Raw genomic sequence first — 25981 nt, forward strand, 5'->3', positions numbered from 1 at the left:
AGGCGAGCGTCTAGAGCCCGAGCAGGGCCGGCAGGTCCGCCGCCGAGTTGAGGATGTGGTCGGCGAGCGGCGCCATCGCGTCGCGCGCCGCCGGGCCGAGGGGGCCGCTGAGCACCGCGATCGAGACGGCGCCCGCGGCCCGCGCGGCGGCGAGGTCGTAGGGCGAATCCCCCACCATGGCGATCCGGCCGGCGGGCAGCCCGAGATGCGCCGCGAAGGCCGTGACCATACCGGGCTCCGGCTTGGAGCCGTGCCCGGAATCGTAGCCCGCGACGAAGCCGCATTGGCCCAAGAGGCCGAGGGCCGCGCATTGCGCCCGGGCCGAGGCCTCGGCGTCGTTGGTGGCGATGCCGAGGGCGTAGCCCCCGGCGACGAGGCGGGTGGCGAGTTCGGCCGGGGCCCCGATCGGCGTCAGCGCGGCCAGGCCCGCAGCCCGGAACAGCGCGTCCATCTCCGCGTAGAGGGCCTGGCCGGCGGGGCGGCCCAGCACCTCGGCCCAGAGCGGGCCGTAGCCCGCCGAGGAGCCGCTGATGAGGGGCGAAGTCGGCGCGAAACGCTGCCCTGCCTCGTCGTAGTGGCTGACCCGCATCAGGGCCTCCAGGCGGACGCGGCTCCCTCCCGACAGATCGGTCATCACCGAATAGGCCGCCGGCCCCCAGGTGCGATCGAAGTCGACGAGGGTGCCGTCCTTGTCGAACAGGATGCCGCGGATCGTCTCACCCAGGGGCTCAGGCTGCATCCCGCACCTTCTCGACCTCGATGACGACGCCCTGCGGCGTCATGCGCTCGCGCGCGACCATGCGGTCGCCGGGCTCGAACACCCCGAGGGCCACGTCGCGGTCCGGCAGAACCACGGTGGTCGCCTTGTTGAGGTGGACGAGGACGTGGCGTCCCTGCGCCAGGGACGAGACCGCCCAGCGCTTCAGCTGGCCGTAATAGGGCTCGCGCCGCCAGGCATTCGGCTGTCCCGGATCGACCTGCACGTTCATGTGGCGCGAGACCGGATCGAGGCTCAGCACCATCTTGGCGCGCTCGGGCTTCCATTCCGGGCCGAGCCAGGCCTCCGTCATCCAGAGGCAGTGGAAGGCGCGGCAATGGTCGGGCCGCGTCGCGTGGATGGCGCAGCCCCGGCCCTGCTTGGTGTGCCGGCACCATTGCCCGGCGACGGAGTCCACCGCCGGCACGTCGTAGACCTTGCAGCAGAGCGTGCAGGTTCCGCAGGTGCGGCCCGGGGCCGGGTGGGCCACGATGGTGGCGGGGTCGAGCATGGTTTCGGGTCCGATGGCCTTCAGGTCGGGTTGCGATGTCGCGCGGGGGAAACGCGGGTTTCTACGGGGGGCGCCCCTCGCTACAGTCGGGCACCCATGTCGGCCATCGGTCAACCGTCAGGCAACAATATGCTCTCGAACCTCGCCGCCCGCGACGTCGAAACCCTGATCCATCCCTACACCAACCTGGAGACGTTCCGCGAGACGGGACCGCTGGTGATCGAGCGCGGCCACGGGGTCTGGGTCTACGACAGCGACGGCCGTCCCTATCTCGAGGGCATGGCGGGCCTGTGGTGCACGGCGCTCGGCTATTCCAACGAGGAACTGGTGGAGGCGGCCAGCGAGCAGATGGCGCGCCTGCCCTTCACGCACCTGTTCTCGGGGCGCAGCCACGACCCGGCGATCGAGCTCGCCGAGATCCTGAAGGAGCTGATGCCGGTTCCGACCTCGAAGATCTTCTTCACCTCCTCGGGCTCGGAGGCCAACGACACCCAGGTCAAGCTCACCTGGTACATGAACAACGCGCTCGGCCGCCCGCGCAAGAAGAAGATCCTCTCGCACATCAAGGGCTACCACGGCGTCACCGTAGCCACGGCCTCGATGACGGGCCTGCCCGCCAACCACGCCGACTGGGACCTGCCCCTGCCGGGCTTCCTGCACGTGGGCTGCCCGCACCATTACCGCTTCGCGGAAGCCGGTGAGAGCGAGGACGCCTTCACCACCCGGCTCGCCGCCGAGTTGGAGGCGCTGATCCTGCGCGAGGGCCCCGAGACCGTGGCGGCCTTCGTGGCCGAGCCCGTGCTGGGTGCGGGCGGCGCCATCCTGCCGCCGGCGGGCTACTACGCCAAGATCCAGGCCGTGCTCGACCGGCACGACGTGCGCTTCATCGCCGACGAGGTCATCTGCGGCTTCGGGCGGCTGGGCACCTGGTTCGGCTCCGAGGCGATGGGCATGGCGCCTGACAGCCTGTCCTTCGCCAAGGCGCTGACCTCCGGCTACCTGCCGCTGGGTGGCATCTCGGTGGACGAGCCGCTCTATCGCCTCATGGTGCAGCAGAGCGCCAAGCTCGGCACCTTCGGTCACGGCACCACCTATTCGGGGCACCCGGTGGCCTGTGCCGTCGCCCTGAAGACCATCGCGATCTACAAGCGCGACCGCATCATCGAGGGCGTCGCCGAGAAGGCGCCGCAGTTTCAGGCGCGCCTCTCCGCGCTCGCCGACCATCCCCTCGTGGGGGAGGCGCGCGGGATCGGCCTGATCGGCGGCATCGAACTCGTGGCGGACAAGGCCTCCCGGCGCCAGTACGAGCCGAAGGCCGGCGTGGCGGCCCGCGTGGTCGCTTTCGCCCAGGCCGAGGGGCTGATCGTGCGGTTCCTCGCCGGCGACCGCGTCGCGGTCTGCCCGCCCCTCGTCATCGCGCCCTCCGAGATCGATACCCTGTTCGACCGGCTGGGCCGCGCCCTCGACAGGACCGAGGCCTGGATTGCCGAGCAGGGGCTCCAGGCCGCGCCCGCCCAACGCTGAACGACATCGCCCGCGGCGCGAAGATGAACTTCGCGCTGCATCATGCTTCGTGCAGTGCAATGCCGGATCGGAATACGTACTTCACAGTCCCGACAAGTTCTTGTCTCTCCATCCCAATCAGCGGATCGTGAGAACTTTAAGCTTTCATTCATGTTGGGGGCGGTTCTATCGTTCTCGTGTCGCAGGAGGAGCGTCCGGGTGGAGCCAGTCGGTGCCCGTGAGACGTGCATGATCATGAATTGGGCAAGTCGACCCGTCGTGACATGTCGAGCGCAACAGGACAGTCGTTCCATGTACCCCCGTGAACAGTCAGCGCGTCGCGATCAACGATCGAAGCCGTCCACGATCATTTCCGGTGAGCCCGGCGCGGTGCTTCGGCCCGTCGCCCTGCCGGCCCTCGCGGCCGCCGTGCGGGTCGTCGCCGCTCCCCGGAAATCGACCCGGACCTCGCTCCTGACCGGCACGCGCGACGCCCGTTTCGAGCACGAAGACACGCCGCTCGCCTGAGCCGGCGACGCCTGGGGCGGGATTTCGGCGATCCCGGTATCCCTTCCTCAACGCCTCGGATCTATCGCTGACCTCGGCACGGGACGCCTTCCTCGATTTCGTCACCATTGGCGATGAGGAAGGCGTGGCCGCGCGTCGCGCGATCGAGGACCATCACTATGCTCATCCTGCCGAGCCGCCGGCAGTTCCTGACGGGGCTCGGGGCGACGGCCGCCGTCATCGGGGGCACGGGCGCCTACGCCTTCGGGATCGAGCCGCTCTACCGCCTCGTGGTGACGCGCTACGCGCCCGTCCTGCCGCGCTGGACCCCGGGCCTCTCCCTGCGCGTGGCCGTGCTGGCGGATTTCCACGTGGGCGAGCCGTACATGCCCCTGGACCGGATCGCCGAGATCGTCGACGCCACCAACGCCCTGACGCCGGACCTCATCCTGATGCTGGGCGATTACCCGGCCGGGCCGAGCGTAACCCATCGCAAGGTGCCGCTGACCGACTTCGCCCGGGTGGTCGCCCCGCTCAAGGCGCCCCTCGGGGTGTATTCCATCTTAGGGAACCACGACTGGTGGGACGACCACGACGCCCAGATGCGTCTGGCCGGCCCCGTGGCGGCACGCCGCGCCCTCGAGGATGTCGGCATCCCGGTGATGGAGAACGATGCGCTGCGCCTCGTGAAGGATGGCAAGCCGTTCTGGGTCGCCGGGGTGGGTGACCAGATCCCCTTCCTGATCCAGGGCATCGACATTTCGCGCGCCGACCTTCCGGACACCCTCGCCAAGGTGACGGATGCGGCGCCCGTGCTGCTGATGATCCACGAGCCCGACCTGTTCCTCGACGTGCCGGAGCGGGTCTCGCTGACGCTGGCCGGTCACACGCATGGAGGCCAGGTTCGCCTGTTCGGCTACTCGCCGGTGATCCCGTCCGTGCGGGGCAATGACTTCGCCTACGGCCACGTGGTGCGCCGGGGCCAGCACATGATCGTCTCCGGCGGCTTCGGCGTGAGCCGCATCCCGGTGCGGCTCGGCGTGCCGCCCGAGATCGTCCTGCTCGAACTCGGGGGCGAGACCGACGGCGCAGGCAAGACGGTGGAGCGGGCCAGGATCCTTCGGGGCTGAGTTCCCGAAGACCTCCGGCCGCCGCGCCGCCTCCGCCCGGCCTACTTCTTGCCGGCCTTCGGAGCCGCCACCACCGTGCCCTTGGTGGAGGGGGCCGAGGCGTTGGTCTTCGGCACGGTCTTCTTGGGCTTCTTGGCCTCGCGGGTGCCGCGCTTTTGTTCGCTCGCCATGGTCTGTCTCCTCCCGTGATCGGGAGACGGATCATGCCACGGTTCGGCGGAAGCGCAGCATGCAATCGGCGCGACCGGACGCTTCCCCGGGGCGTCCGGAGCCGGCGTTGCGAAAGCCCGGCGGATCACCATTCGGGCTTCGCGCACGGGGCCTGAGGTTATTGGCTTCCTGTTCCGCCTGCCCGTCGACCCGGCCGCCCTCCCCGGAGCGGTGGAGGTCCGGTTCAGCGGCCCGTCGGGCGCGTTCGTCCTCGGCGGCCGGCCGAACTGGCGAATGTCCTCGACGGGCCTGAAGCGGCGCCGGGACCTGCCCTCCATTGCTCCGCCGATCCTCGAATCGGCCTGAGGGGCGGCGGGCGCCGCCCGCCGGATCGTCAGAGCGGGATGTTGTCGTGCTTCTTCCAGGGCTGCTCCATCTCCTTGGTGCGGAGCATACCGAGCGCCCGGGCGATACGCTTGCGGGTCGAGTGGGGCATGATCACCTCGTCGATGTAGCCCCGCTCGGCAGCCACGAACGGCGAGAGGAAACGGTCCTCGTACTCGGAGGTCCGCGCCGCGATCTTGTCGGTGTCGCCGATCTCGCTCCGGAAGATGATCTCGACGGCGCCCTTGGCCCCCATCACGGCGATCTGGGCGGTGGGCCAGGCGTAGTTCAGGTCGGCGCCGACATGCTTGGAGGCCATCACGTCGTAGGCGCCGCCGAAGGCCTTGCGGGTGATGATGGTGACGAGCGGCACGGTGGCTTGGCTGTAGGCGAAGAGCAGCTTGGCGCCGTGCTTGATCAGGCCGCCATATTCCTGCGCGGTGCCGGGCAGGAAGCCCGGCACGTCGACGAAGGTGACGATCGGGATCGAGAACGCGTCGCAGTAGCGCACGAAGCGGGCCGCCTTGCGGGAGGCATCCGAATCGAGCACGCCGGCCAGCACCATCGGCTGGTTGGCCACGAACCCGACGGTGCGGCCCTCGATGCGGCCGAAGCCCGTGATGATGTTGCGGGCGTAAGCGCCCTGGATCTCGAAGAAGTCGCCCTCGTCGGCGACCCGCCGGATCAGCTCGCCCATGTCGTAGGGCTTGTTCGGATTGTCGGGGATGAGCGTGTCGAGGCTCATGTCGAGACGCAACGGATCGTCGAAGCTCTCGATCTCGGGGACGCCGTCGATGTTGTTGGCGGGCAGGAAGTCCACGAGGCGGCGGATCTGAAGCAGCGCCTCGACGTCGTTCTCGAAGGAGCCGTCGGCGATGGAGGATTTGGTGGTGTGGATCTTGGCGCCGCCGAGCTCCTCCGCCGTCACGACCTCGTTGGTGACCGTCTTCACCACGTCGGGGCCGGTGACGAACATGTAGCTCGTGTCGCGCACCATGAAGATGAAGTCGGTCATGGCCGGCGAGTAGACGTCGCCGCCGGCGCAGGGGCCCATGATCACGGAGATCTGCGGGATCACGCCGGAGGCGGCGACGTTGCGGCGGAACACTTCGCCGTAGCCGCCGAGCGCCGCGACGCCCTCCTGGATGCGGGCGCCGCCGGCATCGAAGATGCCGATGATGGGAGCGCGCATCTTGAGCGCCATGTCCTGGACCTTGACGATCTTGGCCGCGTGCGACTCCGAGAGCGAGCCGCCGAACACGGTGAAGTCCTTCGAGAACAGGAAGACGGTGCGGCCGTTGATGGTGCCCCAGCCGGTGACGACGCCGTCGCCGGGGATCTTCTGCTTCTCCATGCCGAAATCGGTGGAGCGGTGCTGCACGAACATGTCGAACTCCTCGAACGACCCGTGGTCGAGGAGGAGTTCGATGCGCTCGCGCGCCGTCAGCTTGCCGCGCTTGTGCTGGGCCACGACGCGGTTCTCGCCGCCGCCGAGGCGGGCCTGGGCGCGCCGCTCTTCCAGCTTCTCGAGAATGTCCTTCATGCGCAGGGCCCTGATTGGAGAGATGACGGCGCGCCCGCACGAACCTTGGCGGTGGCGATTTGAAACGGCCTTAGCACGCGGCGCATTCGGCGAAAATCGATTTAACGACTCAACTGTGCCAGTCGCGCCGCGGCCTCGAACTCGGCCTGCCGCAGGGCGTGGCGGGCTTCCGCCTCCGCGTCGCCGCCCCAGACACTGGCCTGATAGGTCTCGTCCACGTGGGCCGCCGCCCAGGCCTCGGCCGGGCTCAGATGATCGCGCAGCACTGCGAGGGCGAGGACGAGCGATCCCGTGAGCGTCGTCAGGGTGTGCAGGGCGGCCAGCCGGAAGGGACCTTCGGTTTCTTCGATTCCCCGGCGTAGGGCCGCCACTGTGGTGTCCGGCTGGGTGACGTGCATCACCCCCTCGCCCAGGATGAAGCGGGCGCCCAGCGCCGCGTGCGCCCAGTCGAGGACAGGATCCCAGGCCTCACCTTGAGCCCGCACGAGGCGGTCCGGCTCGCCGGCCCGGTAAGCGAGGAGGTCCGTGCCCGCATAGGCCGAGAGGTCGTCCACCACTGCGTCGCGGCGGGGGGCCACCCCGTCGATGGCGGTGTTGGCGAGCCGCGTGAGCGGCATCGTGGCGGGATCGATGACCGCGACCTGCGCCGCCCATTCGGCGGCCACGGCCTCGGCCAGGGCCCGCGTCGGCAGGGCGAGCGGGTTGCGGGCCGGGGTGTTGGCGGGGCGTCCGTCGAGGGTCAGGCGAAAGCCCTCCCCGTGTGGCGCGAGGCCGGCCGCCTCGTAGAAGCGCTTCGGCAGCGCCGGCTTGGCCGGGCCGCGCGCCGAACGGGTCGGGTCGGGCGGAGGGCCCTCGGAGCCGCCGAGCCATTCGGGTGTCTGCGGGTCGGCGGGTGTCGGATCGTCGCTCATGCGGGTCAGATAGGGCATCCGCGCAGCGGCTGCGAGCGTCGGTGTGGGTTCAGGCCGGATCGCGGGCGGGGCCGGGAAACAGCGCCCCGAGATCCGCCGCGCTGTCGACCACGATGGAAGCGCCGGCTCCGAAGAGGGCCCCCACCGGATGGTAGCCCCAGGCCACGCCGATGGCGGCGACGCCCGCGCTCACCGCCATCGCCATGTCGTAGGTCGTGTCGCCGATCATCACCGTGGCGCCGGGCTCGGCGCCCGCCGCGGCCATGGCCTGGACCAGCATCGCCGGGTCCGGCTTCGAGGGCGCGTCGTCGGCGCTCTGGGTGGTGGCGAACCAGCCCGTCCAGCCATGGGTCTCGATGAGGCGGTCGACGCCGCGCCGGGCCTTGCCGGTGGCGATGCCGAGCCGCACGTCGTCGCGGGCATGCAGGCGCGCCACGAGCTCACCCATGCCGGGAAACAGCGGCTCCTCGTAATTCGGGTCGAGGCGCAGGATGTTGAAGGCACGCTTGTAGCTCTCGGACAGGCCCTCGATCGGTCCGTCCTCGCCGACGAGGCGCCGGAACGCCTGGGGCAGGGAGAGCCCGACCACGGAGAGCGATTCCGTCCGGCTCGGCGCGGCCAGCCCGTGCTCGGCGAACGCCATGCCCTGCGCCGCCACGATGAGGTGCTGGCTGTCGACGAGGGTGCCGTCGACGTCGAAGACGATGAGCTTCACGGCTGCGGGCCCCGCCGCCGGGGTGCCCGACCGATGGTTGACGCGTTGGCGCAGCTCATGGTTGGCGCGTGGGCGCGGATCATGGCTGGCGCGTGGGCGCGGATCATGGTTGGCGCGTGGGCGCGGCCTGGGGCTGGCCGGTGCGCGGCCGGTCGTAGCCGAGCTTGCAGCGCACGAGGAACCGACGCCGGGCGCCGCCGCGCAGGCCGCGCGCATGCGAGACGCGGTTGCAGGCCGCGTAGGACGGACGGCGGTTGCGCCCCACCTGAGCCGCGCCGCGCCCACCGGCGGTGCCGGCGGCCGGGGCTGCGGGGCGGGGTGCCTGGACCTGTCCCGCCTGCCCTTGCTGCTGCCCCTGCCCTTGCCCCTGGGGCTGTACGGCCGCCGGGCTCGGCTGGCCCTGCGGCCGGGCCTGGGGCGCCGTCTGTGCCAGCACTGGGGTGCCGAGGCTCCCCGCGGGCAGCGTCAGGACGAGGAGCGCGAGGCCCAGCACGGAAGCGGGCTTCAGGATCGTGTCTCGATGCATCGTGGCGCGACGGTCCTTGGCCGGCGGCACGGAGCCGACCGGACGATGTCCTGAAGGATAAGGCATGGCGGGCGCTTGCCAAGTCACAACATGCCGAGTTGCAACCTGCCGAGTCGCAACCTGCCAAGTCAGAACCTGCCGAGCCGCTCAGGCTTCTGGTGCCTCGACGATGGGGTCATAGCGCGCAGCGTCGAACCCGAGCAGATTCCAGCTCTGCGCCATATGCGGTGGAAGCGGGGCCGTGACGTCCACCGGGCGGCCGGTTTTGGGGTGGGGGATCACGATCCGGCGCGCGAGCAGGTGCAGGCGGTTCTGGATGCCGCCGGGCAGTTCCCAGTTCTCGATGCTGAAGTATTTCGGGTCGCCCACGATGGGGTGCCCGATATGGGCGGCGTGCGCGCGCAGCTGGTGCGTGCGCCCGGTGACCGGCTTCAGCGACAACCAGGACAGCTTCTGGGCCGCGTTGTCCACCATGGCGTAGTAGGTCAGCGCGTGAGCGGCGCCCTCGTCCCCGTGCTGGGCCACCCGCATGCGCGCGTCGGCGTCGGTGGGTTCCTCCTTGGCGAGGTAGGTCGAGATGCGCCCCTGGGGCACGCGCGGCACCCCGGCGGTGAGCGCCCAGTAGACCTTGCGGGCGGAGCGCGAGCGGAAGCTCTTGGCCAGCGTCGCGGCGGCGAGGCGCGTCTTGGCCACGATGAGGCAGCCGGCGGTGTCCTTGTCGAGCCGGTGGACGAGGCGCGGCTTCTGGCCGTCCTTGCCGGTGAGCGCTTCGAGGAGGCCGTCCACGTGCCGCACGGTGCCGGAGCCGCCCTGCACCGCGAGGCCGAAGGGCTTGTTGAGGATCATCATCTCGGCATCCTCGTAGAGGATCAGCGAGCGGATGAAGTCGGCGTCGGTGGCGTCCTTCGCGGCCGAGCGCGGGCGCTCGCCCTGGGCGTCGAGCTTGAGGGGCGGCACGCGCACGCTCATGCCCGGCTCCAGCCGGTCGTTGGGCTTGGCGCGCTTGCCGTCGACCCGCAGCTCGCCCTTGCGCACGATGCTCTGGACACGGGTGAAGGGCAGCTGGGGAAAGCGTGTGGTGAGGAAGCGGTCGATCCGCATCCCGGCCTCGTCCTCCTCCACCGTGAGAGTCTGCACACCGGAGGCCAGGGTGGCGGAGGCCGCCGCGCGCTGCTCGCGCCGGGTGGGCGCCTCCCCGGCGGGGGCGGCCGCACGGGTATCGGAATCGGCACGGCGCGGGCGCGCCTCGGCGGCATCCGGACGCGGAGCCCGGGTGCGCGGGGGCCGGGGCGCGGCCTCGGTCACGGCCTCGAAGGCCTCGTGCTCCCCCTCCTCCCGGTCGCGGGGCTGCTGTCCCGGGCGCCAGGGCGCGGGCTTGCCCGCCTCACCCCGGTTCTCGGCGGCACGCTGGGCGGCGTCGAGGGCACTGGTGCGCGGGCCCGTGCGCTCGCGGTCGGGGCGCTTGAAGGCCCCGGGTTTGCCCGGACGCCCGGGCTTTCCCGAAAACTTGCCCTGCGAGGACGGTCGGCCCGGGCCCCTGCGCCCGGCGCCGCCGCGTGATGGTGGTCGTGTGGTCATGGCCTGCTCGTACCACCCGGCGGCCCCGCGACAAAGCGCCTGCGGGACAAGGGTATCCCCGCGCGGGTGCGGCCTTCCGCGCTCAGGCGGCGCGGCGGGCCGCCTCGATGGTCAGCCCGGTGCCGACCGAGCCGAAGGTGTCGCCGTCGACGACGCGGGCCCGGGGCAGGCAGGCCGTCAGGGCGGCCCGGACATGCGGCAGGCCGGTGGAGCCCCCGGTGAGGAACAGGGCGTCGATGCGGTCGGCGCTCAGGGATGCCTGCGTCAGGCAGCGGTCGATCCGCTCGGCGATGCGCCGGGCCAGTTCGCCGGTCTGGGCCTTCAGGCCCGGGCGGTCGATCTCGGCGTGAAGGCCCGCCTCGACCCAGTCGAGGTCGATCCGGCCCCGTCCCTCCTCCGAGGTCGCGATCTTGGCGCCCTCCACCGCCATGGCCAGGGCGTGGCCGCGCTCGGCCTCCACCACGGTGGTGAGGCGCGCGAGGAGGTCGGGGCGCCTGGCGTCGCGGCGCACCTCCTCGATCTCCCGCAGGGTCTTGCCGTTGTAGAGACGGTTGATGCTCGACCAGGTGGCGAGGTCGTGGAAGTAGCCGGTGGGCACGTCGAGGTCGCCCCGGTTCATGGCGCTGCCCAGCCCGAGGAGCGGCATCACCGTGCCGAGGCTGAGGCGGCGGTCGAAATCGGTGCCGCCGATGCGTACGCCGTCATTGGCCAGGATGTCGTCGCCGCGCTCCGCCTTGGCGTGGCGCTCCGGGGCGAGGCGCACGATGGAGAAGTCCGAGGTGCCGCCGCCGATGTCGGCGATCAGCGCGATCTCCTCCGCGCGCACCTGCTGCTCGTAGTCGAGGGCGGCGGCGATCGGCTCGAACTGGAACGAGACGTGGCGGAAGCCGATGCCTTCCGCGATGTCCCGCAGGGCGTCCTCGGCGCGGGCATCGCCCTCCGGGTCGCCGTCGACGAAGTGGACCGGGCGGCCGTGCACCACCGTGTCGAGGGATCGCCCGGTCTCGGCCTCGGCGCGGGCCTTCACGGCGGCGAGGTAGCGCGCGATCACGTCGCGGAAGCGGATGCGCTCGCGCCCAACCGGGGTCGTCTCATCCAGGAGCGCCGAGCCGAGCACGGATTTCAGGCTGCGCATCAGGCGCCCCGGCGTGCCTTCCACGTACTCGGCCATGGCGGCGCGGCCGATGACGGCGTCCCGGCCCGGCGGGAAGAAGATCGCGCTCGGAATCGTGAGGTGGCGGTCCTCCAAGGGCACGAGCTGCGGGCGCTGTCCGGTGACGAGGCCGAGGGTGGTGTTCGACGTGCCGAAATCGAGGCCGCAGGCCGCCATGGGGATCTCCGGACGCAGGTCCGCTGGTGAGAGGGGCCGCCGGCCTACAGGCTGTGCCGCTCGCGGTCCACCTGTCCCGGCCCGCGAAATCGCCGTCCCGCCCCGCCCGCCGGCGCAGGGCTGCGGGTGCCGGCCTCCCGGATTCGCCGCGCGGGCCCTTAGCTTGCGCCGAGATACCGTGCGCGCAGGTGGCGCAGGAAATTGTCCGCCCCGAGGGGCTTGCCCGTGGCTTCGCGAAGGAGTTCGTCCGTCTCCAGCAGGCTGGCGCGCGCGTGCACGTTGGTCCGTAGCCAGCCGCGCAAGGCCGCGAAGTCGCCCGACGCGAGGTCGTTCGGGATGCTCGGCACTGCGGCGCAGGCGGCGCGGAAGAGCTGGGCGGCCGCCATCGCCCCGAGGGTATAGGTCGGAAAGTAGCCGAAGCTTCCGCCCGGCCAGTGGATGTCCTGCAGGCAGCCCCGGCGGTCGTCGGGCACGGTCAGGCCGAGGAGGTCGCGCAGGCCGTCGTTGAAGGCGCCGGGCAGGTCGGCCACCGCGAGGTCGCCCGCGACCATCGCCCGCTCGAGGGTGTAGCGCAGCAGGATGTGGGCCGGGTACGTGACCTCGTCGGCATCGACCCGGATGAAACCCGGCTCCACCCGCGTGTAGCGCCGGTGCAGGTTCTCAGGCGTCCAGGAGGGGCCCGCCCCGCCGAAGGTCTCGCCGAGAGCGGGCGCGAGGTAGGCGCAGAACTCGGCCGAGCGGCAGGCCTGCATCTCGACGAGGAGCGACTGGCTCTCGTGCAGGGTCATGCCGCGCGCCGCGCCCACGGGCTGGTGGCGCCACGCCGGCGGCAGCCCCTGCTCGTAGAGGGCGTGGCCGGTCTCGTGCAGCACGCCCATCAGGGCGCCGGAGGCGTCGGCCTCGTCGTAGCGGGTGGTGATCCGCACGTCGTCCGTAGCGCCGCCGCAGAACGGATGCAGGCTGACGTCGAGCCGCCCGCGGGTGACGTCGAAACCCACGGCCCGCATCAGGCGCTCGCCCAAGGCCTTCTGGGCCGCCACCGGGAACGGCCCGGGCAGCGGCAGCGGCGCCGGTTCGGCCGCCTGGCGCTCGCGCACCGCCGCGACTAGCCCCGGCAGCTCGGCCCGCAGGGTCTCGAAGAGCGGGTCGATCGCCGCGCGGCGCATGCCTGGGTCGTAGCCGTCGAGGAGGGCGTCGTACGGGTCGAGGCCGAAGGCGGCGCCCTTGGCGGCACCGACCTCCCGCCCCAGACGCAGGGTCTCGGCCAGCGCCGGCGCCAGCATCGCGAAGTCGGACCGCGCCCGGGCCTCGCGCCAGATCATTCCCGATTGCGACGCGGCCCGGGAGCTCGCCGCCACGAGGTCGGCCGGCACAGCCGCAGCGTGCAGGTAGGTCCGGCGCATCTCGCGCAGGTTTGCCCGCTCCCATTCGCCGAGGGTTGCGGCTTCGTCGAGGGCGCGGCCGATCAAGTCGCCGGTCTCGGGCGCCGTCAGGATCTCGTGGCCGATGACGGCGAGCTGCGCCAGCTGTTCGGCCCGCATGTCGGCGGCCCCGTCGGGCATCAGCGTCTCCCGGTCCCAGGACAGGATGCCGGCTGCGTCACCGAGGGCGCCGAGCCGGGCGAAGCGGCCGGCGAGGGTCTGGTAGGCCTGCATGGCCGGGTCTCTCCTGCGGAATTGCTGTCGCGGGTCCCCGCCCCGAAGGGTTGGGTCGTGATCAGAGCCTTCCATGCGGCGCGGCGCGCTGTCCAGGGTGAGCGCGCTCACAGCCACTGGGGCAGGAGGAAGATCGCCAGGGCGGCCGCGAGCCACGCGGCGGTGGCGCCCAGAATCGCCAGCCGATAATCCATCAGGCCGCTGAGGGCATAGGCCGCTCCGAGGAACACCAGGTAGGCCGGGATCGTTTTGGCGCCCGCGAGGCAGGCCGCGCGGAAGCCCGCCGGATCGCCCTTCGCCCCCACCGCCAGCAGCGCGATGATCGCGAAGGTGGGGGCCAGCGGCAGGATGCCGGGCAGCACGTTGCCGCGCCGGGAGGCGAGCACGATGGCCACGGTGACGAGGCCGCCAAGGAGACCTTTCCAGAGCACGTCCAACGGTCAGCCCTCCTCGGACCGCCGCTGCTGGCGCAAGCGCTCCCAGTGGGCGAGGCGGTCGGTGTAGCGGCTCTCCATGCCCCGGTCGGTGGGGGTGTAGAAGTGCTGGCGGCCGAGTTTCTCCGGCCAGTAATCCTGGCCCGAGAAGGCGTCGGGCTCGTCGTGATCGTAGCGGTAGCCCTCGCCGTAGCCGATCTTGCGCATCAGCTTGGTCGAGCCGTTGAGGATGGTGCGGGGCGGCGGCAGCGAGCCATGCGCCTTGGCGACCCGGGTCGCGGCCTTGTAGGCCTCGTAGACCGCGTTCGATTTGGGCGCGCAGGCGAGGTAGACCGTGACCTGCGCCAGCGCCAGCTCCCCCTCGGGCGAGCCGAGGAAGTCGAAGGCGTCCTTGGCCGCGGTGGCCACCACCAGGGCCTGCGGGTCGGCCAGCCCGATATCCTCCACCGCCATGCGGACCAGGCGCCGGGCGATGAACAGGCGGTCCTCGCCCCCGTCGAGCATGCGGCAGAGGTAGTAGAGCGCCGCGTCCGGGTCGGAGCCGCGCACCGTCTTATGCAGGGCACTGATGAGGTTGTAGTGCCCCTCCTGGGACTTGTCGTAGATCGGCGCCCGGCGCTGGATGATCGCCTGCAACCCCTCCGCGTCGAAGACCTCGCCGGGCTTGGCCGAGCGCCAGACCTCCTCGGCGAGGGTCAGCGCGGCGCGCCCGTCCCCGTCGGCCATGCGCACCAGTACGCCGCGCGCCTCTTCGTCCAGCGGCAGCGGCATCGCCGTCAGGGCCTCGGCCCGGGTCAGAAGCTTGGCGACCGCCGCGTCGTCGAGGGCCCGGAACAGCAGCACGCGGGCGCGCGACAGCAGCGCGGCGTTGAGCTCGAAGGACGGGTTCTCGGTGGTGGCGCCCACCAGCGTCACCGTGCCGTCCTCCATCACGGGCAGGAAGGCATCGAGCTGGGCCCGGTTGAAGCGGTGGATCTCGTCCACGAAGAGCAGCGTGCCCCGGCCCATGCTGCGTCGCCCGCGCGCCGCGTCGAACACCTTTCGCAACTCGGCGATGCCGGAGAAGATCGCCGAGATCTGCTCGAAGTGGAGGTCGGTCTCGTGCGCCAATAGCCGCGCCACGGTGGTCTTGCCGGTGCCGGGCGGCCCCCAGAACACCAGCGAGCCGAAGGAGCGTGCGTTGAGCAGGCGGGTCAGGGCCCCGTCCGGGCCGGTCAGGTGCTCCTGACCGACCACCTCCGCGAGGGTTTTCGGGCGCAGGGCGTCGGCGAGGGGGCGGGGCGCGGTGGCGGAGAGGCCGGCCGAGGCGAAGAGATCGGACATCGGGGCATCAAAGACGCCTGCCGCGTCTGGCCGCAACCCGGAAGTTCAGCGTCTCCCCCATCCGCTTGCGGCTATGCACCCGTGAAACGCGCGGATCTCGACCCCGAACCTCAGCCCCCGAACACCGAGGTCAGCACCTCGCCGCCCCGGTTGATCGAGACCTCCCACATGTTGAGGCTGGTGCGGGTGACCCGCTCGAGGTCCTTGGTGGTGGCGATGGGCGTGCCGTTGATGGCCACGATGAGGTCGCCCTTCTGGAGTCCGGCACGGGCCGCGATCGAGCCCTCGTCGACGGCCGAGACCGCGACGCCCTCGGCGGGGAAATCGGCCTGCATCTCCTCCGCCACGGCCGGCGAGGTGTTGACCAGGGTGGCGCCGAGGAAGGGCGAGCGGGTGCGCACCTTCAGGGTGTCGCGCGGGCGCGTCTCGGGAGCGGGGCCGAGCTTCACCGACACGTTTGAGCGGCCGGTGCCGCGCAGGATGCCGAACTTGGTCGAGCCGCTGAGACCCTTGAGGGCGAAGCGGTAGCCGAAGGCCTCCGGGTCGTCGACGCTCTTGCCGTCGACCGTGAGGATGAGGTCGCCCCGCTTCAGGCCGGCCTCCTCCGCCGGGCTCTTGGGCTGGAGGCTCGCCACGAGGACGCCGGTCGGATGGTCGAGGCCCATGCTCTCGGCGATGTCGGGGGTGACGCTCTGGACGCGGGCCCCGAGCCAAGGGCGGCGCACCGAGGTGGCCCCGCCCTTGGCGGTCTCCACAACGGCGCGCACCATGCTGACGGGGATCGCGAAGCCGATGCCGTGGCTGCCGCCCGATTGCGAATAGATCGCCGAGTTGATGCCGACGAGCTGCCCGTGGAGGTCCACCAGGGCGCCGCCGGAATTGCCCGGATTGATCGCCGCATCCGTCTGGATGAAGAACTGGTAGTCGGAGGAGCCGACCTGCGTGCGGGCGAGCGCCGAGACGATGCCCTGCGTGACGGTCTGGCCGACGCCGAACGGGTTGCCGATCGCCATCACGAAGTCGCCGACCTCCAGGGATTCGGAATCCCCGAACGCCATGGGCACGAGGCCGCCGGTCGGACTCTTGATCTTGACGACCGCGAGGTCGGTGCGCGGATCGCGCAGCACGATGGTGGCCTCGAACTCACGCCGGTCGGCGAGCGCGATGCGCACCTCGTTCATGTTCTCGATGACGTGGTTGTTGGTGATGACGAGGCCGGATTCATCCACGATCACGCCGGAGCCGAGGGACTTCTGGGCGCGCTCGCCCGGCGCTCCGCCGCGCCCGCGCCCGGCGCCGTTCTCGCCGAAGAACCGGCGCATGAACTCGTCCATGGCGCTGCGGCTCTGGCCGCGCGCATCGACGTGGGAGGCGTAGACGTTCACCACCGAGGGGGCGGCCCGCTTCACCACGGGGGCGAAGGAGAGCTGAACCTGGCCCTTCGATTGCGGGGCCGCCTTCTCGGGCGGCGACATCTTCTCGGGCGATGCCTCCGGCGACTTCATCATCTGCGCCGAGGCGGGCGCGGCGGCGAGCGTCGCGGTCAGCAGCGGAACGAGCAGAAGAGACGAGCGCGTCATGGGGACTCCCGGGGGCTTCGAGCGTCGCGGCCCGACCCCTGATCGGGGACGGGCCGCGGCGGATGCCGGGATATCTAGACGCCCCGGGCGGCGGGCGCGAGGGGCGCCGGCCGTTCAGGGCCGGCCGATCGTCCCGCTGAGCCGGCTCGCGCGCTGGGCGATCGCCGAGAAGCAGTTCAGCGAGGCGTCGGCCGCGCGCTGCATCTCGTCCACTTGGAGACGCAGGGCGTCGGCCGGGGTGCGGGCGCCGGAGAGCGCCTGCCAATGCGCCAGGGCAGCGGCGCCCTCGCCGCGCAGGTAGGTCAGCACCGTGGCGTTGACCTCCCCGAACTCGCCCATCACCGCGGCGATCCGGGGCGCTTTCGAGAAATCCATCAGCGCCCGAAGGTCGGGCAGGCCCGGGATTCCGGCGGGAACCGAGGCCGCGACGGCGTCCGGCACCGCCGCGATCGCCTCGGGCACGGCTTGCGCCACGGTCTCGACAGCGGCCTCGGCCGTCTCAACGGTCTCGGCGACGGCCTGGGCCGCCTCCACGGTCTCGGTTGCGGCCGGAACCGGGGCCGCCGCCTCTTCGGGCACCACCGTCAGGTCTTCGGCCGGGGGAGCGTCCTGCGCCTCCGGCTCGGCCGAAGAACCCTCGCCCGCCTCGGCCTCGCCGACCGCCAGCGCCTCGGCCGACACGCCTTCCAGGAGCGTCTGGTGCAGGTCCGGCTCCGGAGCCGAGACCGCAGACTCGATCGGCGTGACGGCCTCGGCGGCCTGCGCGTCCGGGTGGGCCTCGCCCGGGTCGCCGGTTCCCTGCATGGTGTCCGCATTCATCGGTCCAACCTCCTGATTGTCCACGATCTGGGATGAGGATCCGGGTCGTTTCCGAGCCTCGGATGGCCTCCTGCGCCGCTGCGCCATCGATGTCGTCTCCTTCGGTTCCGGGGCAGCAATGCCGATCCGGAACCGGGCGTTCCAAGGCCCGCTTCGGTCCGGGCCGGCGGCGAACCCGCGCGGTCGTCTCAGGCGGTGGGCTGCAGGGTCTTCTGGGTCAGGGCGCCGAGGTCCTTGGCCTGGGCCTGCAGGGCGGCGATCTGATTGCGCAGGAACTCGGCGTGCAGCTCCATCGCCTCGCGCGGGTCGCGGGTGCGCACGAGCTTCTGCGCGAAGTCGAAGGTCGCGGCGGCGTTTTCCTGGACCTGGTCGAGGCCCTTGGCGACCACGGACTGCATCGACGCCTGCATCGTGTGCGAGGCGGTCTGCATCTGCTCGGCGGTCTTGATGGCGGTGCCGATGAAGCTGCCGACGGCGGTGCGGGCCTGCTCGACGCTCTTCTCGGCGAGGACGCGCATCTCGGCGGGGATCTCGAAGGTCTGACCGTTCATTGCGATTCACTCCTGGGCGCGCCGACCGTCCGACGCGCGGCGGAGTGGTTTATGTTGCAGTGCAACATGGGCGTCAAGAGGGCGAGCCGAAAAGCTGCAGCATTTTGCCGGCGCAGCCCGGTTCCGTCATGCCGCCGAGGCGATTCGGCCCGATTCGCGGCGCGGCGCTCCGCGCGCGGCAAGGATCCGTTCGTAGACCGCGATCAGGGCGGCGGCGTGCGCGGACAGCGTCGACGGAGCCGCCCAGTAGCGCGCATGGGCGGCCGCGCCGAGGCGCTCGGCGCGGTCCGCATCGCCGAGGGCCGCGAAGGCCCGGGTGAGCGCCTCAGGCTCCGGGGGGACGGTAAAACCGGTCACGCCGTCGACCACCTTCTCGCAGGCGCCGGAGCGATCCGAGGCGACCACCGGCAGGCCGTTGGCCAGCGCCTCGTAGACCGTGAGCGGGCCGGTCTCGTACCAGCGCGATGGCGCAGCGATCGCGCGGGCGCGGTGGCGCAGGATGTCCCAGACCGCGTCGGGCGCCTGCCAGCCCAGAACCTCGACGCCGGGCCGGGCGCGCAGGGACGCCTCCAGGGGGCCGGCGCCGATGAACAGGGCTGGCAGCCCCGCCGCCCCGGCCGCCTCGGCCACGAGGTCGGCGCCCTTCTCCCGGGTCAGGCGTCCGACATACGCGATGGCTTCGCCCCGGGCCGGGTCGGCCGGGGGGCCCTTCTCCACCCGCACCGGGTTGTCGACCCGGTGATGGGTGAAGCCCGGGCCCGTCAGCAGGGCGCCCATGCGGGCCACGCTCGCGTCGCAGACGTGGATGAGATCGAGGGGATGCTCTTTCAGGGCCGTCCGCAGGGCAACCGAGCGCCCGACCCGCACCAGCTTGTGCAGGCGGCTGCGCCCGTCGCAGGGGGCGGCGATGCAGGACGCCGAGAGCGGCTTGAGGGTGCAGGGCGCGGCCGTGTCGAAGCGGTAATAGACGCCGTTGGGGCAGGCGAGGAAGTAGTCGTGCAGGGTCGCGGCCACGGGCAGGCCCCGCGCGAACAGGGCCGAGAACACGCTCGGCGAGAGGCTGCGCGTCCACTGGTGCAGGTGGATGAGGTCGGGCCGCACCGGCAGCGCGTCCAGGGCGGCGCCGAGGCGCGCCGCCCCCGCCGCGTCCCAAAGCCCGTCGAGGGCCGCCCGGTGAGCCGGCCGGGTCCAGATGTCGGTGTTGCCGAGACCGATCCGGCGGATGCGGGCATGGTCGAGGAGCGGGTCGGCCGGCCCGTCGATGGCCTGGAGGTAGGTGACGTCGATCCCGGCCTCGGCGAGGCCGCGGGCGGATTCCACCGCCACTTTCTCTGCCCCCCCGCTCGCCACGGCGAATTCGGCCAACACGACGATGTGCATGGATCTGCCCGATTGCTTCCCGCGCAGCGCGCGCCGCGACGAGCGCAAGGTTTACCGGCGATCAACGCATGTTCGGTAAAGATCTCGGCCCAATTGTCGCCGGCCGGAACCGTTCGCCATGCACGTCGTCCTCGTCGTCGATCACGCCTTCGTCAACGGCGGCCAGGCCAAGGTGGCGCTCGATGCGGGCCTCGGCTTGGCGGCGCAGGGACATCGCGTCACGGTGTTCGCCGCCGTCGGCCCCGCCGACCCGCGCCTGGAGGCGGCGGGCATCCGCGTGGTCTGCCTCGGCCAGGACGATGTCGGCACGGCGAAGAACAAGCTCGCCTTCGCCGCGCAGGCGATCTGGAACCGCACGGCCGCCCGGCGACTCGCGGCGGAACTGCGCGGGCTCGATCCGCGCGACACCGTGGTGCACGTCCACGCCTTCGCCAAGGCGCTTTCGCCCTCGATCGGGCGAAGCCTCGCCGCCTCAGGCCTGCCGTGCCTCTACACCATGCACGAGTTCTTCCTGGTCTGCCCGAACGGCGGCTTCTACGTGTATCCGGCCGCGCGGATCTGCCACCGCGTGCCGATGTCGTTGGCCTGCCTTGGCACGAACTGCGACGCCCGCAGCTACCCGCGCAAGCTCCTGCGGGTGGTGCGCCACGCCGCCCTGGAGCACGTGGCGGGCCTGAAGGACGTCTTCCCCCACATCATCACCATCAGCGCCCTGCAGGAGCGGGTGATCACGCCCCATCTGCCCGCCACGACCCGCTTCCACCGGGTCGACAACCCCATCGCGGTGACCCGGGCGCCGCTCCGCTCCGAGCCGCCGGGGGACTTCCTGTTCGTCGGACGCATCTCCACCGAGAAGGGCGCGCCGATCTTCGCCGAGGCCGCCCGGCTCGCCGGGGTGCGCCCGGTCTTTGTCGGCGACGGCCCGGCCAGGGCTGAACTCGCGGCGCGCTATCCCGAAGCCGTGATGCTGGGCTGGCGGGACGAGGCCGGGGTGCACGCCCTGATGCGCACGGCGCGCGCCCTCGTCTTCCCCAGCGTCTGGTACGAGGGCCAGCCCCTCACGGTCTACGAGGCCCTGGCCTGCGGCGCGCCGGTGATCGTCAGCGATGCCTGCGCGGGCCGCGAGGCCGTGGAGGACGGCGAGACCGGCTACTGGTTCCGCTCCGGCGACGCGGCCGCGCTGGCCGCCCACCTCACGCGCCTGCGCGACGACGACCTCGCCGCCCGCATGGGCCGGGCGGCCTATGAGCGCTACTGGTCGGCCCCGCTCACCATCGAGGCCCATCTCGACCGGCTCCGGCTCGTCTACGAGCACGTCCTTCGAGACGCGGGCCGGGCCGGAACCGGCGTGCGCCCTGCCCTTCGCCCCGCCCCGGTGCCCGCGCGACCCTGACGCGCCGGCCTTCACTACCGTTGTCGGCACTTATCTTGCCAGAACCACCCGAGCCAGAATCGTCCGGGTGAGATTCGTTCTGGATAGCCGGAAGTTTTCCTGGCTATTTCGCTGCGATGCGATGAGGCTCGCCAAACAAGACTCGGCAGCGCGGCGCTCGCCGAGATGCCTACGTGGGTCTTAGCCTTGTCCCGGATCGATAAACTCAAGTCTTCGTCCGATCTGAGCATGACGACGACGTCGGCGCATGCCATCGGTCCAAAACCTGGGGCGATCACGATGAGAACACCTTTCCTGCGGTCCCTGGCCTGGGCCCCGACCGTCGCGTTGTCCTGGCTCTGGGGGCTCGGCTTCTTCTACGCAATCCACGTTACGCTGACCTATGGCTGGCTGGGATTCATCGCCTTCGCGGTTCCCAATGCAACGGGCCTGTTCCTGTTCGGATGGGTGCTGAATTCGCCCCGCCGGAATCCCGCCGAGACGATCGCGAGCTTCGGCGGACACTATGCGTTGCTGTTCCTGCTCTGTCAGATATTTGCCGTATCTCTGACGGTCTTCAGCTTCGTCTCCTGCCTCTGGGTTCCCCTGTTCGGCGCGCATGGGGGACTCGTCGCCGCGCTCCTGGTCATCGTCGCCTGCGCGCTTGGGCATGCGGCGACCCTGGGGCAACTGCGCCTCGTCCACCTCGCCCTCCTGCCGGTCGGGGTGGGGGCGGGGCTCCTCGCCCTCTGGAGCCTGCGGGCCGCGCCGTCCGTGCCGCCCCTGCCCTTCGCGGCCTTCGACGCGCGCTTCCTCGGCCTCGTGGTTCCTACCCTCGTGGGCTTCCTGCTCGGACCCTGGATGGACGTGCAGCAATGGCAGCGCGTGGTCGAGATCCGCCGAACCGGCGCCTCGCCGGGCCTCGCCTATGGCGCCGGCGCCCTGATCTTCCTCGGCCTTCTGACCCTGAATGCCGCGCTGGCCGCGGCGGTGGGGACGGGCCACGCGGTCATCCTGTCGGACGGCCTGCCGGCGGCGCAGGGCGCGGTGGCTGCGGGCATCCGCGCCGCCGGTCTCGACCTTGCAGCCATCGGCTTCACCCTCTGGGCGACGATCGCGGTGGTGTCGACGATCGACAGTTCCTACGCGGCGACCCGCTGGCTGATGACCCAGATCACGACCCGCAGCACCGCGCCCCTGATGGCCTTCGTGCCGGAGGGGCTCGTCGGCTCCCCGCTCTGGATCATGCTCGCCGCCGGCGGCATCGCGGCGGCGGCCGTATCGAACGCCCTGCCCCCGATCTACCTCATGATCCCCTTCGCGACGCTTCTCGTCGGGGCGGCCGCCTGCCTCGTCTGCACGGCCTTCGGCTCGACCCTCCGGCATGACGCCCTGCTGAACCTGATGATCGGGCTGGCCGCCGCGATCATCTTCCTGACGGGGTACGTGCTGCCGATCCCCGCCCTGATGGCACTGGCGCCGTTGATCGGCCTGATCGGTGCGCTGCCGATGGTGCGCGAGCGCCTGGGCGGCCGCGGCGCCGCCCTCCCCGAGGCCGTGACCCCGGCGGCGCCCGTCGGCACGGCGGTGATGCCCGTGAGTACGGCGGTGGCGGCCGTCATCCCGATGCGGCGCGACGAGGGGAACGTCTCGCACGGCTTCGACGGGGCCTGGTTCGTCCTGCGCATGACGCCGACCTACGACGACACCAACTCGGTCGGAAACATCTACTTCGCGAACTACTTCCGCTGGGTCGGCAAGGCGCGCGAGCTGTTCTTCAACATCTGCGTGCCGCATTTCGATCTCGCCAAGACGGATTACTACATCCTCACCCGCTCGTTCACCCACGACTTCCGCCGCGAAGCCCGGGAGTTCGATCCGGTCACGGTCCGGATCCGCGTGGCCGCGCACAACCGCAAGTTCGTCACCCTGGAGCACGAAATTCACAGCGACACGCATGGGCTCCTCGGCCGGGGCGAGCAGTCGCTGATGTTCGTGGATCCGCAGACCTACCGGCCCCTCGACATCCCGCGCGTCGTCCTTGAGGGCTTCTTCCCCTACCTGCCCGAGACCTCCGCCTACGTCGCCCGGCGCCGGGCCGCCGCGAGTGCGGGGCCGGCCCTCGGAGCGCTCGGGTAGGCGGCATGGAAACACGGGCGTGCCGCCCGCGTTGATCCGGACCCTGTGCCCGACGCGGCGCTTGCCTGGAAACACGAAGGAGAGCCGCCCATGGCCGATTCCGAGAAGACCGCTCAGACCGACACCATTTCCACCACAGGGGCGCCGGCCCCCAAGGGCTCCGACAAAGCGCGTCCTGAGAACCAGAAGGGCGAACTCGACGCGCGCCTGGACGAGGCCCTGGAGGAGACCTTCCCGTCGAGCGACCCCGTCTCCGTGAAGGTCACGAAGTAGGCCGCAGCCGGACGGACGGCCGAGCCCCGCGCGATGCCGGATGCGAAAAGGGCCGGGGCGATCGATCGCCCCGGCCCTTCGCGTGTCGGTCTTCGAGTGTTCGAGGCGGGGCGAACCCCCGCCCCTTCTCGAATCAGGCGGTCTCGAGCAGGCGGCGGGCGATGACCTGGGCCTGGATCTCGGCCGCACCTTCGAAGATCGAGAGGATGCGGGCGTCGCAGAGCACGCGGCTGACCGCGTATTCCAGCGCGAAGCCGTTGCCGCCGTGGATCTGCAGGGCGTTGTCGGCCGCCGCCCAGGCGACGCGGGCGCCGAGCAGCTTGGCCATGCCGGCCTCGAGATCGCAGCGCTTGCCCTCGTCCTTCTCGCGGGCCGAGAAGTAGGTGAGCTGGCGGGCGATGTTGATCTCCACCGCCATCATGGCGATCTTGTCGGCGACGCGCGGGAAGTTGATCAGCGCCTTGCCGAACTGCACCCGCTCCTCGGCGTAACGCAGGCCCAGATCGAGGGCGTTCTGCGCCACGCCGATGGCGCGGGCCGCCGTCTGGATGCGGGCGGATTCGAAGGTCTGCATGAGCTGGGCGAAGCCCTTGCCCTCGACCTCACCCAGCAGGTTGGCGGCCGGCACCTCGAAATTGTCGAAAGCGAGCTCGTACTCCTTCATGCCGCGATAGCCGAGCACGTGGATCTCGCCCCCCGACAGGCCCTGGACCGGGAAGGGCTCGGCATCGGTGCCGCGCGGCTTCTCGGCGATGAGCAGCGAGAGGCCCTTGTGGCCCTTCTCCTCGGGCTTGGTGCGCACCAGGCAGGTCATGATGTCGGCGCGCACGGGGTGCGTGATCCAGGTCTTGTTGCCGGAGATCCGCCAGACGTCGCCATCCTTGACCGCCTTGGTGCGGAGCGAGGCGAGGTCCGAGCCGGTGTTCGGCTCGGTGAACACGGCGGTGGGGAGCGTGTCGCCCGAGGCGATGCCGGGCAGGAAGCGGTGCTTCTGCTCCTCGGTGCCGCCGCACAGGATCAGCTCGGCGGCGATCTCCGAGCGGGTGCCGAGCGAGCCGACGCCGATATAGGCGCGGGACAGTTCCTCCGAGACCACGCACATGGAGATCTTGGGCAGGCCCATGCCGCCGTACTCCTCCGGGATCGTCAGGCCGAAGACGCCGAGCTCGGCCATCTTGGTGACGATCTCCATGGGGATGTAGGCGTTCTGGCTGTGCCACTCGTGGGCGTGCGGCACGACCTCGGCGAGGCCGAAGCGGCGCATCTCGGAGCGGATCGCCTCCATGTCCTCGTCGAGGCCGGACTTGCCGATGGTAGCCGCTCCGCCGTTGTCGCGGATGCGGGCGACGAGGGCCGCGCGGTTCTCGGCCGTGTTGCCCTCGGCGATCAGGGTCTCGACCGCCGGCGTCCGGAACTTGGCGACCTCGCGGGCGGCCAAGCCCAGGGAGCCGGTGGGGCGGACCATCTCGCCCTGGCTCATGGGGATGCCGGAGAAGATCTGGTCGAGGTACTCGCCGAGCCCGATCCGCACCAGCAGGCTCTCGGTCTCGCCGAACTCACCGGACTCGGTCAGGCGCTGCGCGTAGGCAGCGAGTTCCCGCACGCCCTCCGCGTAGGTGGCGGTCCAGGCCAGGCCGTGGGTGGCGTGCTGCGCGGTCTCCATCTTCTCGGCCGAGATCTTGCCCTCGTCAGACAGGACGGTGGCGCGCACCCGGCGGGTCGCCTCGGCCACAAGGCCCTTGGCGGCCTCGGCCGCCTCGCGGGCCAGGGACAGGAGATCCTGCGGTTCGGTCGAGACGACGGGGGATGCGGACATGGCACACTCGCTGACGGGAGATGGGGCTTTGCCGTTCATTATAGGCGGCTTTGCCGGGACTGTAGAGGCGTCTCGCCGCAGTGCGGCACTATCCCGCCTGAATGCATTATTCGCGAGCGCGAAAAACCCTGATCTTTCTTGAGGCGGCGGGGTTTGTTGAACTTTATTGAGTGCTGTCCCAAAGAAATAATCACCCTCGGCTCGCGATGGCGACCCCGAGAATCGCAATCGCCATGCCGCCCATCTGTATCGGCTCCAGCGCCTCGCCGAACAGGCCATAGGCCATCAGGGCGGAGACCGGCGGCACCAGGAACAGGAGCGCGGCGACCCCCGCCACCGCCCCGCGCCGGATCAGGGCGAGAAGCAGCAGGATCCCCGCCACGGAATTGACGAGGATCGACCAGGCGAGGCCGGCCCAGAGGGGTGCCGAACCGTCGAAGCGCCCAGTCCCCAGGAGGAGCGCCACCGGCACGGCGAGGAGGGCGGCCCCGACGAACTGGATGGCGGCGTTGGTGAGGAGGTCCGCCCCGCCCGCGCGGCTCTTCTGCCAGAGGGTGCCGGCGGTCATCGCCACCATGGCGGCGAGGCAGGCCGCGAGCGCCGGCACCGGGATGCCGGCCGCATCCGGGGCACCGACCTTCGGGGCCAGCACCAGGAGCGCGCCCGAGAACCCCATGGCGATGCCGAGCCAGCGGCGCCGGCTCACCCGCTCCCCGAGGGCCGGGCCGGCCAGCATCGCGGTCAGGAGCGGTTGCAGGCTGCCCACCAGGGCGGCGATGCCGGCGGGCAGCCCGTGCTGAACCGACCAGAACACGCCGATGACGTAGACGCCCTGCATCATCACGCCTGCGATCCCGGCATGGAGCCAGCCGGCCCGGTCGCGCGGCCAGCGCGCGCCGCGCCAGAGCGCGAGCGCGATCAGGACGAACGCCACGCCGACCACGCGGATCGCCACGAAAGTGAACGCCTCCGCGTGCGGCGCCACGAAGCGCGCCGCGACGAAGCCGGTCGCCCAGATCAGGACGAAGAGACTGGAGACGAGGGCCGGTGCATGCATGGTGGGCGTGATGGCTCCCGCCCACCATGCATGCACC

Annotated in this window: 24 protein-coding genes; 6 read left to right on the forward strand and 18 right to left on the reverse strand. The window is 71.1% G+C overall.

Translation table 11 applies throughout. The annotated features are described in order from the left end of the window. Positions 1 to 10 precede the first annotated feature (10 nt). Both MFF30_RS05530 and MFF30_RS05535 read right to left on the reverse strand, forming a co-directional pair. Entirely contained in the window at positions 11 to 739 is a 729-nt protein-coding gene (locus MFF30_RS05530) for an HAD family hydrolase (protein WP_238277614.1), read from the reverse strand. After that, positions 729 to 1268: a hypothetical protein gene (locus MFF30_RS05535; protein WP_238277616.1), complete on the reverse strand. Its 540-nt coding sequence runs from the start codon at positions 1266 to 1268 to the stop codon at positions 729 to 731. The genes MFF30_RS05530 and MFF30_RS05535 overlap by 11 nt, the downstream gene beginning before the upstream one ends. A 129-nt stretch (positions 1269 to 1397) precedes the next feature. On the opposite strand from MFF30_RS05535, the gene MFF30_RS05540 reads away from it, so the two are divergent. The 3 genes from MFF30_RS05540 to MFF30_RS05550 all read left to right on the forward strand — a co-directional run bounded on the left by MFF30_RS05540 (position 1398) and on the right by MFF30_RS05550 (position 4408). Continuing rightward, on the forward strand, positions 1398 to 2792 hold the full coding sequence (locus tag MFF30_RS05540; protein ID WP_238277618.1) for an aminotransferase: 1395 nt from the start codon (positions 1398 to 1400) through the stop codon (positions 2790 to 2792). 369 nt (positions 2793 to 3161) lie between these two features. Continuing rightward, positions 3162 to 3299, forward strand: a complete 138-nt coding sequence (locus MFF30_RS05545) for a hypothetical protein (protein ID WP_238277620.1) — start codon at positions 3162 to 3164, stop codon at positions 3297 to 3299. A 158-nt stretch (positions 3300 to 3457) separates the two neighbouring features. Next, a complete protein-coding gene (locus MFF30_RS05550; protein ID WP_238277622.1) occupies positions 3458 to 4408 on the forward strand; it encodes a metallophosphoesterase in 951 nt (316 codons plus the stop codon). Between the two features lie 41 nt (positions 4409 to 4449). On the opposite strand, the gene MFF30_RS25925 is transcribed toward MFF30_RS05550, so the two are convergent. The 14 genes from MFF30_RS25925 to MFF30_RS05615 form a co-directional block, all read right to left on the reverse strand. Then, on the reverse strand, positions 4450 to 4578 hold the full coding sequence (locus tag MFF30_RS25925) for a hypothetical protein (protein ID WP_279578522.1): 129 nt from the start codon (positions 4576 to 4578) through the stop codon (positions 4450 to 4452). A gap of 374 nt (positions 4579 to 4952) precedes the next feature. Then, positions 4953 to 6485, reverse strand: coding sequence for an acyl-CoA carboxylase subunit beta (locus tag MFF30_RS05555; RefSeq protein WP_238277624.1), 1533 nt, complete (start codon positions 6483 to 6485; stop codon positions 4953 to 4955). A 101-nt stretch (positions 6486 to 6586) separates the two neighbouring features. Then, positions 6587 to 7396 carry an ATP12 family chaperone protein gene (locus MFF30_RS05560; protein WP_238277626.1) on the reverse strand — a complete coding sequence of 270 codons (810 nt, stop codon included), beginning with the start codon at positions 7394 to 7396 and terminating at the stop codon, positions 6587 to 6589. Positions 7397 to 7445: 49 nt separating this feature from the next. Then, positions 7446 to 8111, reverse strand: coding sequence for an HAD-IA family hydrolase (locus tag MFF30_RS05565; RefSeq protein ID WP_238277628.1), 666 nt, complete (start codon positions 8109 to 8111; stop codon positions 7446 to 7448). A gap of 103 nt (positions 8112 to 8214) precedes the next feature. Beyond that, on the reverse strand, positions 8215 to 8637 hold the full coding sequence (locus MFF30_RS05570) for a serine/threonine protein kinase (RefSeq protein WP_238277630.1): 423 nt from the start codon (positions 8635 to 8637) through the stop codon (positions 8215 to 8217). Between the two features lie 147 nt (positions 8638 to 8784). Next, the gene (locus tag MFF30_RS05575) at positions 8785 to 10215 is read right to left on the reverse strand and encodes an RluA family pseudouridine synthase (protein WP_238277632.1); all 1431 of its coding nucleotides are present in this window, start codon (positions 10213 to 10215) and stop codon (positions 8785 to 8787) included. 82 nt (positions 10216 to 10297) lie between these two features. After that, complete coding sequence (locus tag MFF30_RS05580; protein WP_238277634.1) at positions 10298 to 11545, reverse strand: Hsp70 family protein; 1248 nt, start codon at positions 11543 to 11545, stop codon at positions 10298 to 10300. Positions 11546 to 11703: 158 nt separating this feature from the next. Next, positions 11704 to 13200, reverse strand: coding sequence for a carboxypeptidase M32 (locus MFF30_RS05585; protein WP_238277636.1), 1497 nt, complete (start codon positions 13198 to 13200; stop codon positions 11704 to 11706). A 107-nt stretch (positions 13201 to 13307) separates the two neighbouring features. Then, positions 13308 to 13631 (reverse strand): GlpM family protein, encoded by a 324-nt coding sequence (locus MFF30_RS05590; RefSeq protein ID WP_238277660.1) that lies wholly within the window; start codon positions 13629 to 13631, stop codon positions 13308 to 13310. 9 nt (positions 13632 to 13640) lie between these two features. Then, a complete protein-coding gene (locus tag MFF30_RS05595) occupies positions 13641 to 14957 on the reverse strand; it encodes a replication-associated recombination protein A (protein WP_238277638.1) in 1317 nt (438 codons plus the stop codon). A gap of 110 nt (positions 14958 to 15067) precedes the next feature. Next, a complete protein-coding gene (locus tag MFF30_RS05600; protein ID WP_238277640.1) occupies positions 15068 to 16537 on the reverse strand; it encodes a Do family serine endopeptidase in 1470 nt (489 codons plus the stop codon). A gap of 114 nt (positions 16538 to 16651) precedes the next feature. Beyond that, positions 16652 to 17356 (reverse strand): phasin family protein, encoded by a 705-nt coding sequence (locus tag MFF30_RS05605; protein ID WP_238277642.1) that lies wholly within the window; start codon positions 17354 to 17356, stop codon positions 16652 to 16654. Between the two features lie 188 nt (positions 17357 to 17544). Next, positions 17545 to 17907 carry a phasin gene (locus tag MFF30_RS05610; protein WP_238277644.1) on the reverse strand — a complete coding sequence of 121 codons (363 nt, stop codon included), beginning with the start codon at positions 17905 to 17907 and terminating at the stop codon, positions 17545 to 17547. A 126-nt stretch (positions 17908 to 18033) separates the two neighbouring features. Continuing rightward, on the reverse strand, positions 18034 to 19287 hold the full coding sequence (locus MFF30_RS05615; RefSeq protein ID WP_238277646.1) for a glycosyltransferase: 1254 nt from the start codon (positions 19285 to 19287) through the stop codon (positions 18034 to 18036). Between the two features lie 118 nt (positions 19288 to 19405). Here MFF30_RS05615 and MFF30_RS05620 point away from each other — a divergent pair, with 118 nt between their 5' ends. The 3 genes from MFF30_RS05620 to MFF30_RS05630 all read left to right on the forward strand — a co-directional run bounded on the left by MFF30_RS05620 (position 19406) and on the right by MFF30_RS05630 (position 23071). Continuing rightward, positions 19406 to 20680: a glycosyltransferase family 4 protein gene (locus tag MFF30_RS05620; RefSeq protein ID WP_238277648.1), complete on the forward strand. Its 1275-nt coding sequence runs from the start codon at positions 19406 to 19408 to the stop codon at positions 20678 to 20680. Positions 20681 to 20959: 279 nt separating this feature from the next. Continuing rightward, positions 20960 to 22798 carry an acyl-CoA thioesterase gene (locus tag MFF30_RS05625; RefSeq protein ID WP_238277650.1) on the forward strand — a complete coding sequence of 613 codons (1839 nt, stop codon included), beginning with the start codon at positions 20960 to 20962 and terminating at the stop codon, positions 22796 to 22798. A gap of 90 nt (positions 22799 to 22888) precedes the next feature. Next, positions 22889 to 23071 carry a hypothetical protein gene (locus MFF30_RS05630; protein ID WP_238277652.1) on the forward strand — a complete coding sequence of 61 codons (183 nt, stop codon included), beginning with the start codon at positions 22889 to 22891 and terminating at the stop codon, positions 23069 to 23071. Between the two features lie 133 nt (positions 23072 to 23204). Here MFF30_RS05630 and MFF30_RS05635 read toward each other — a convergent pair whose 3' ends face one another. Continuing rightward, positions 23205 to 24887: an acyl-CoA dehydrogenase family protein gene (locus MFF30_RS05635; RefSeq protein ID WP_238277654.1), complete on the reverse strand. Its 1683-nt coding sequence runs from the start codon at positions 24885 to 24887 to the stop codon at positions 23205 to 23207. A gap of 190 nt (positions 24888 to 25077) precedes the next feature. Further along, the gene (locus MFF30_RS05640; protein ID WP_238277662.1) at positions 25078 to 25944 is read right to left on the reverse strand and encodes a DMT family transporter; all 867 of its coding nucleotides are present in this window, start codon (positions 25942 to 25944) and stop codon (positions 25078 to 25080) included. Positions 25945 to 25981: the final 37 nt, after the last annotated feature.

The sequence above is a fragment of the Methylobacterium goesingense genome (genome assembly GCF_022179225.1).
GTDB lineage: Bacteria > Pseudomonadota > Alphaproteobacteria > Rhizobiales > Beijerinckiaceae > Methylobacterium > Methylobacterium goesingense.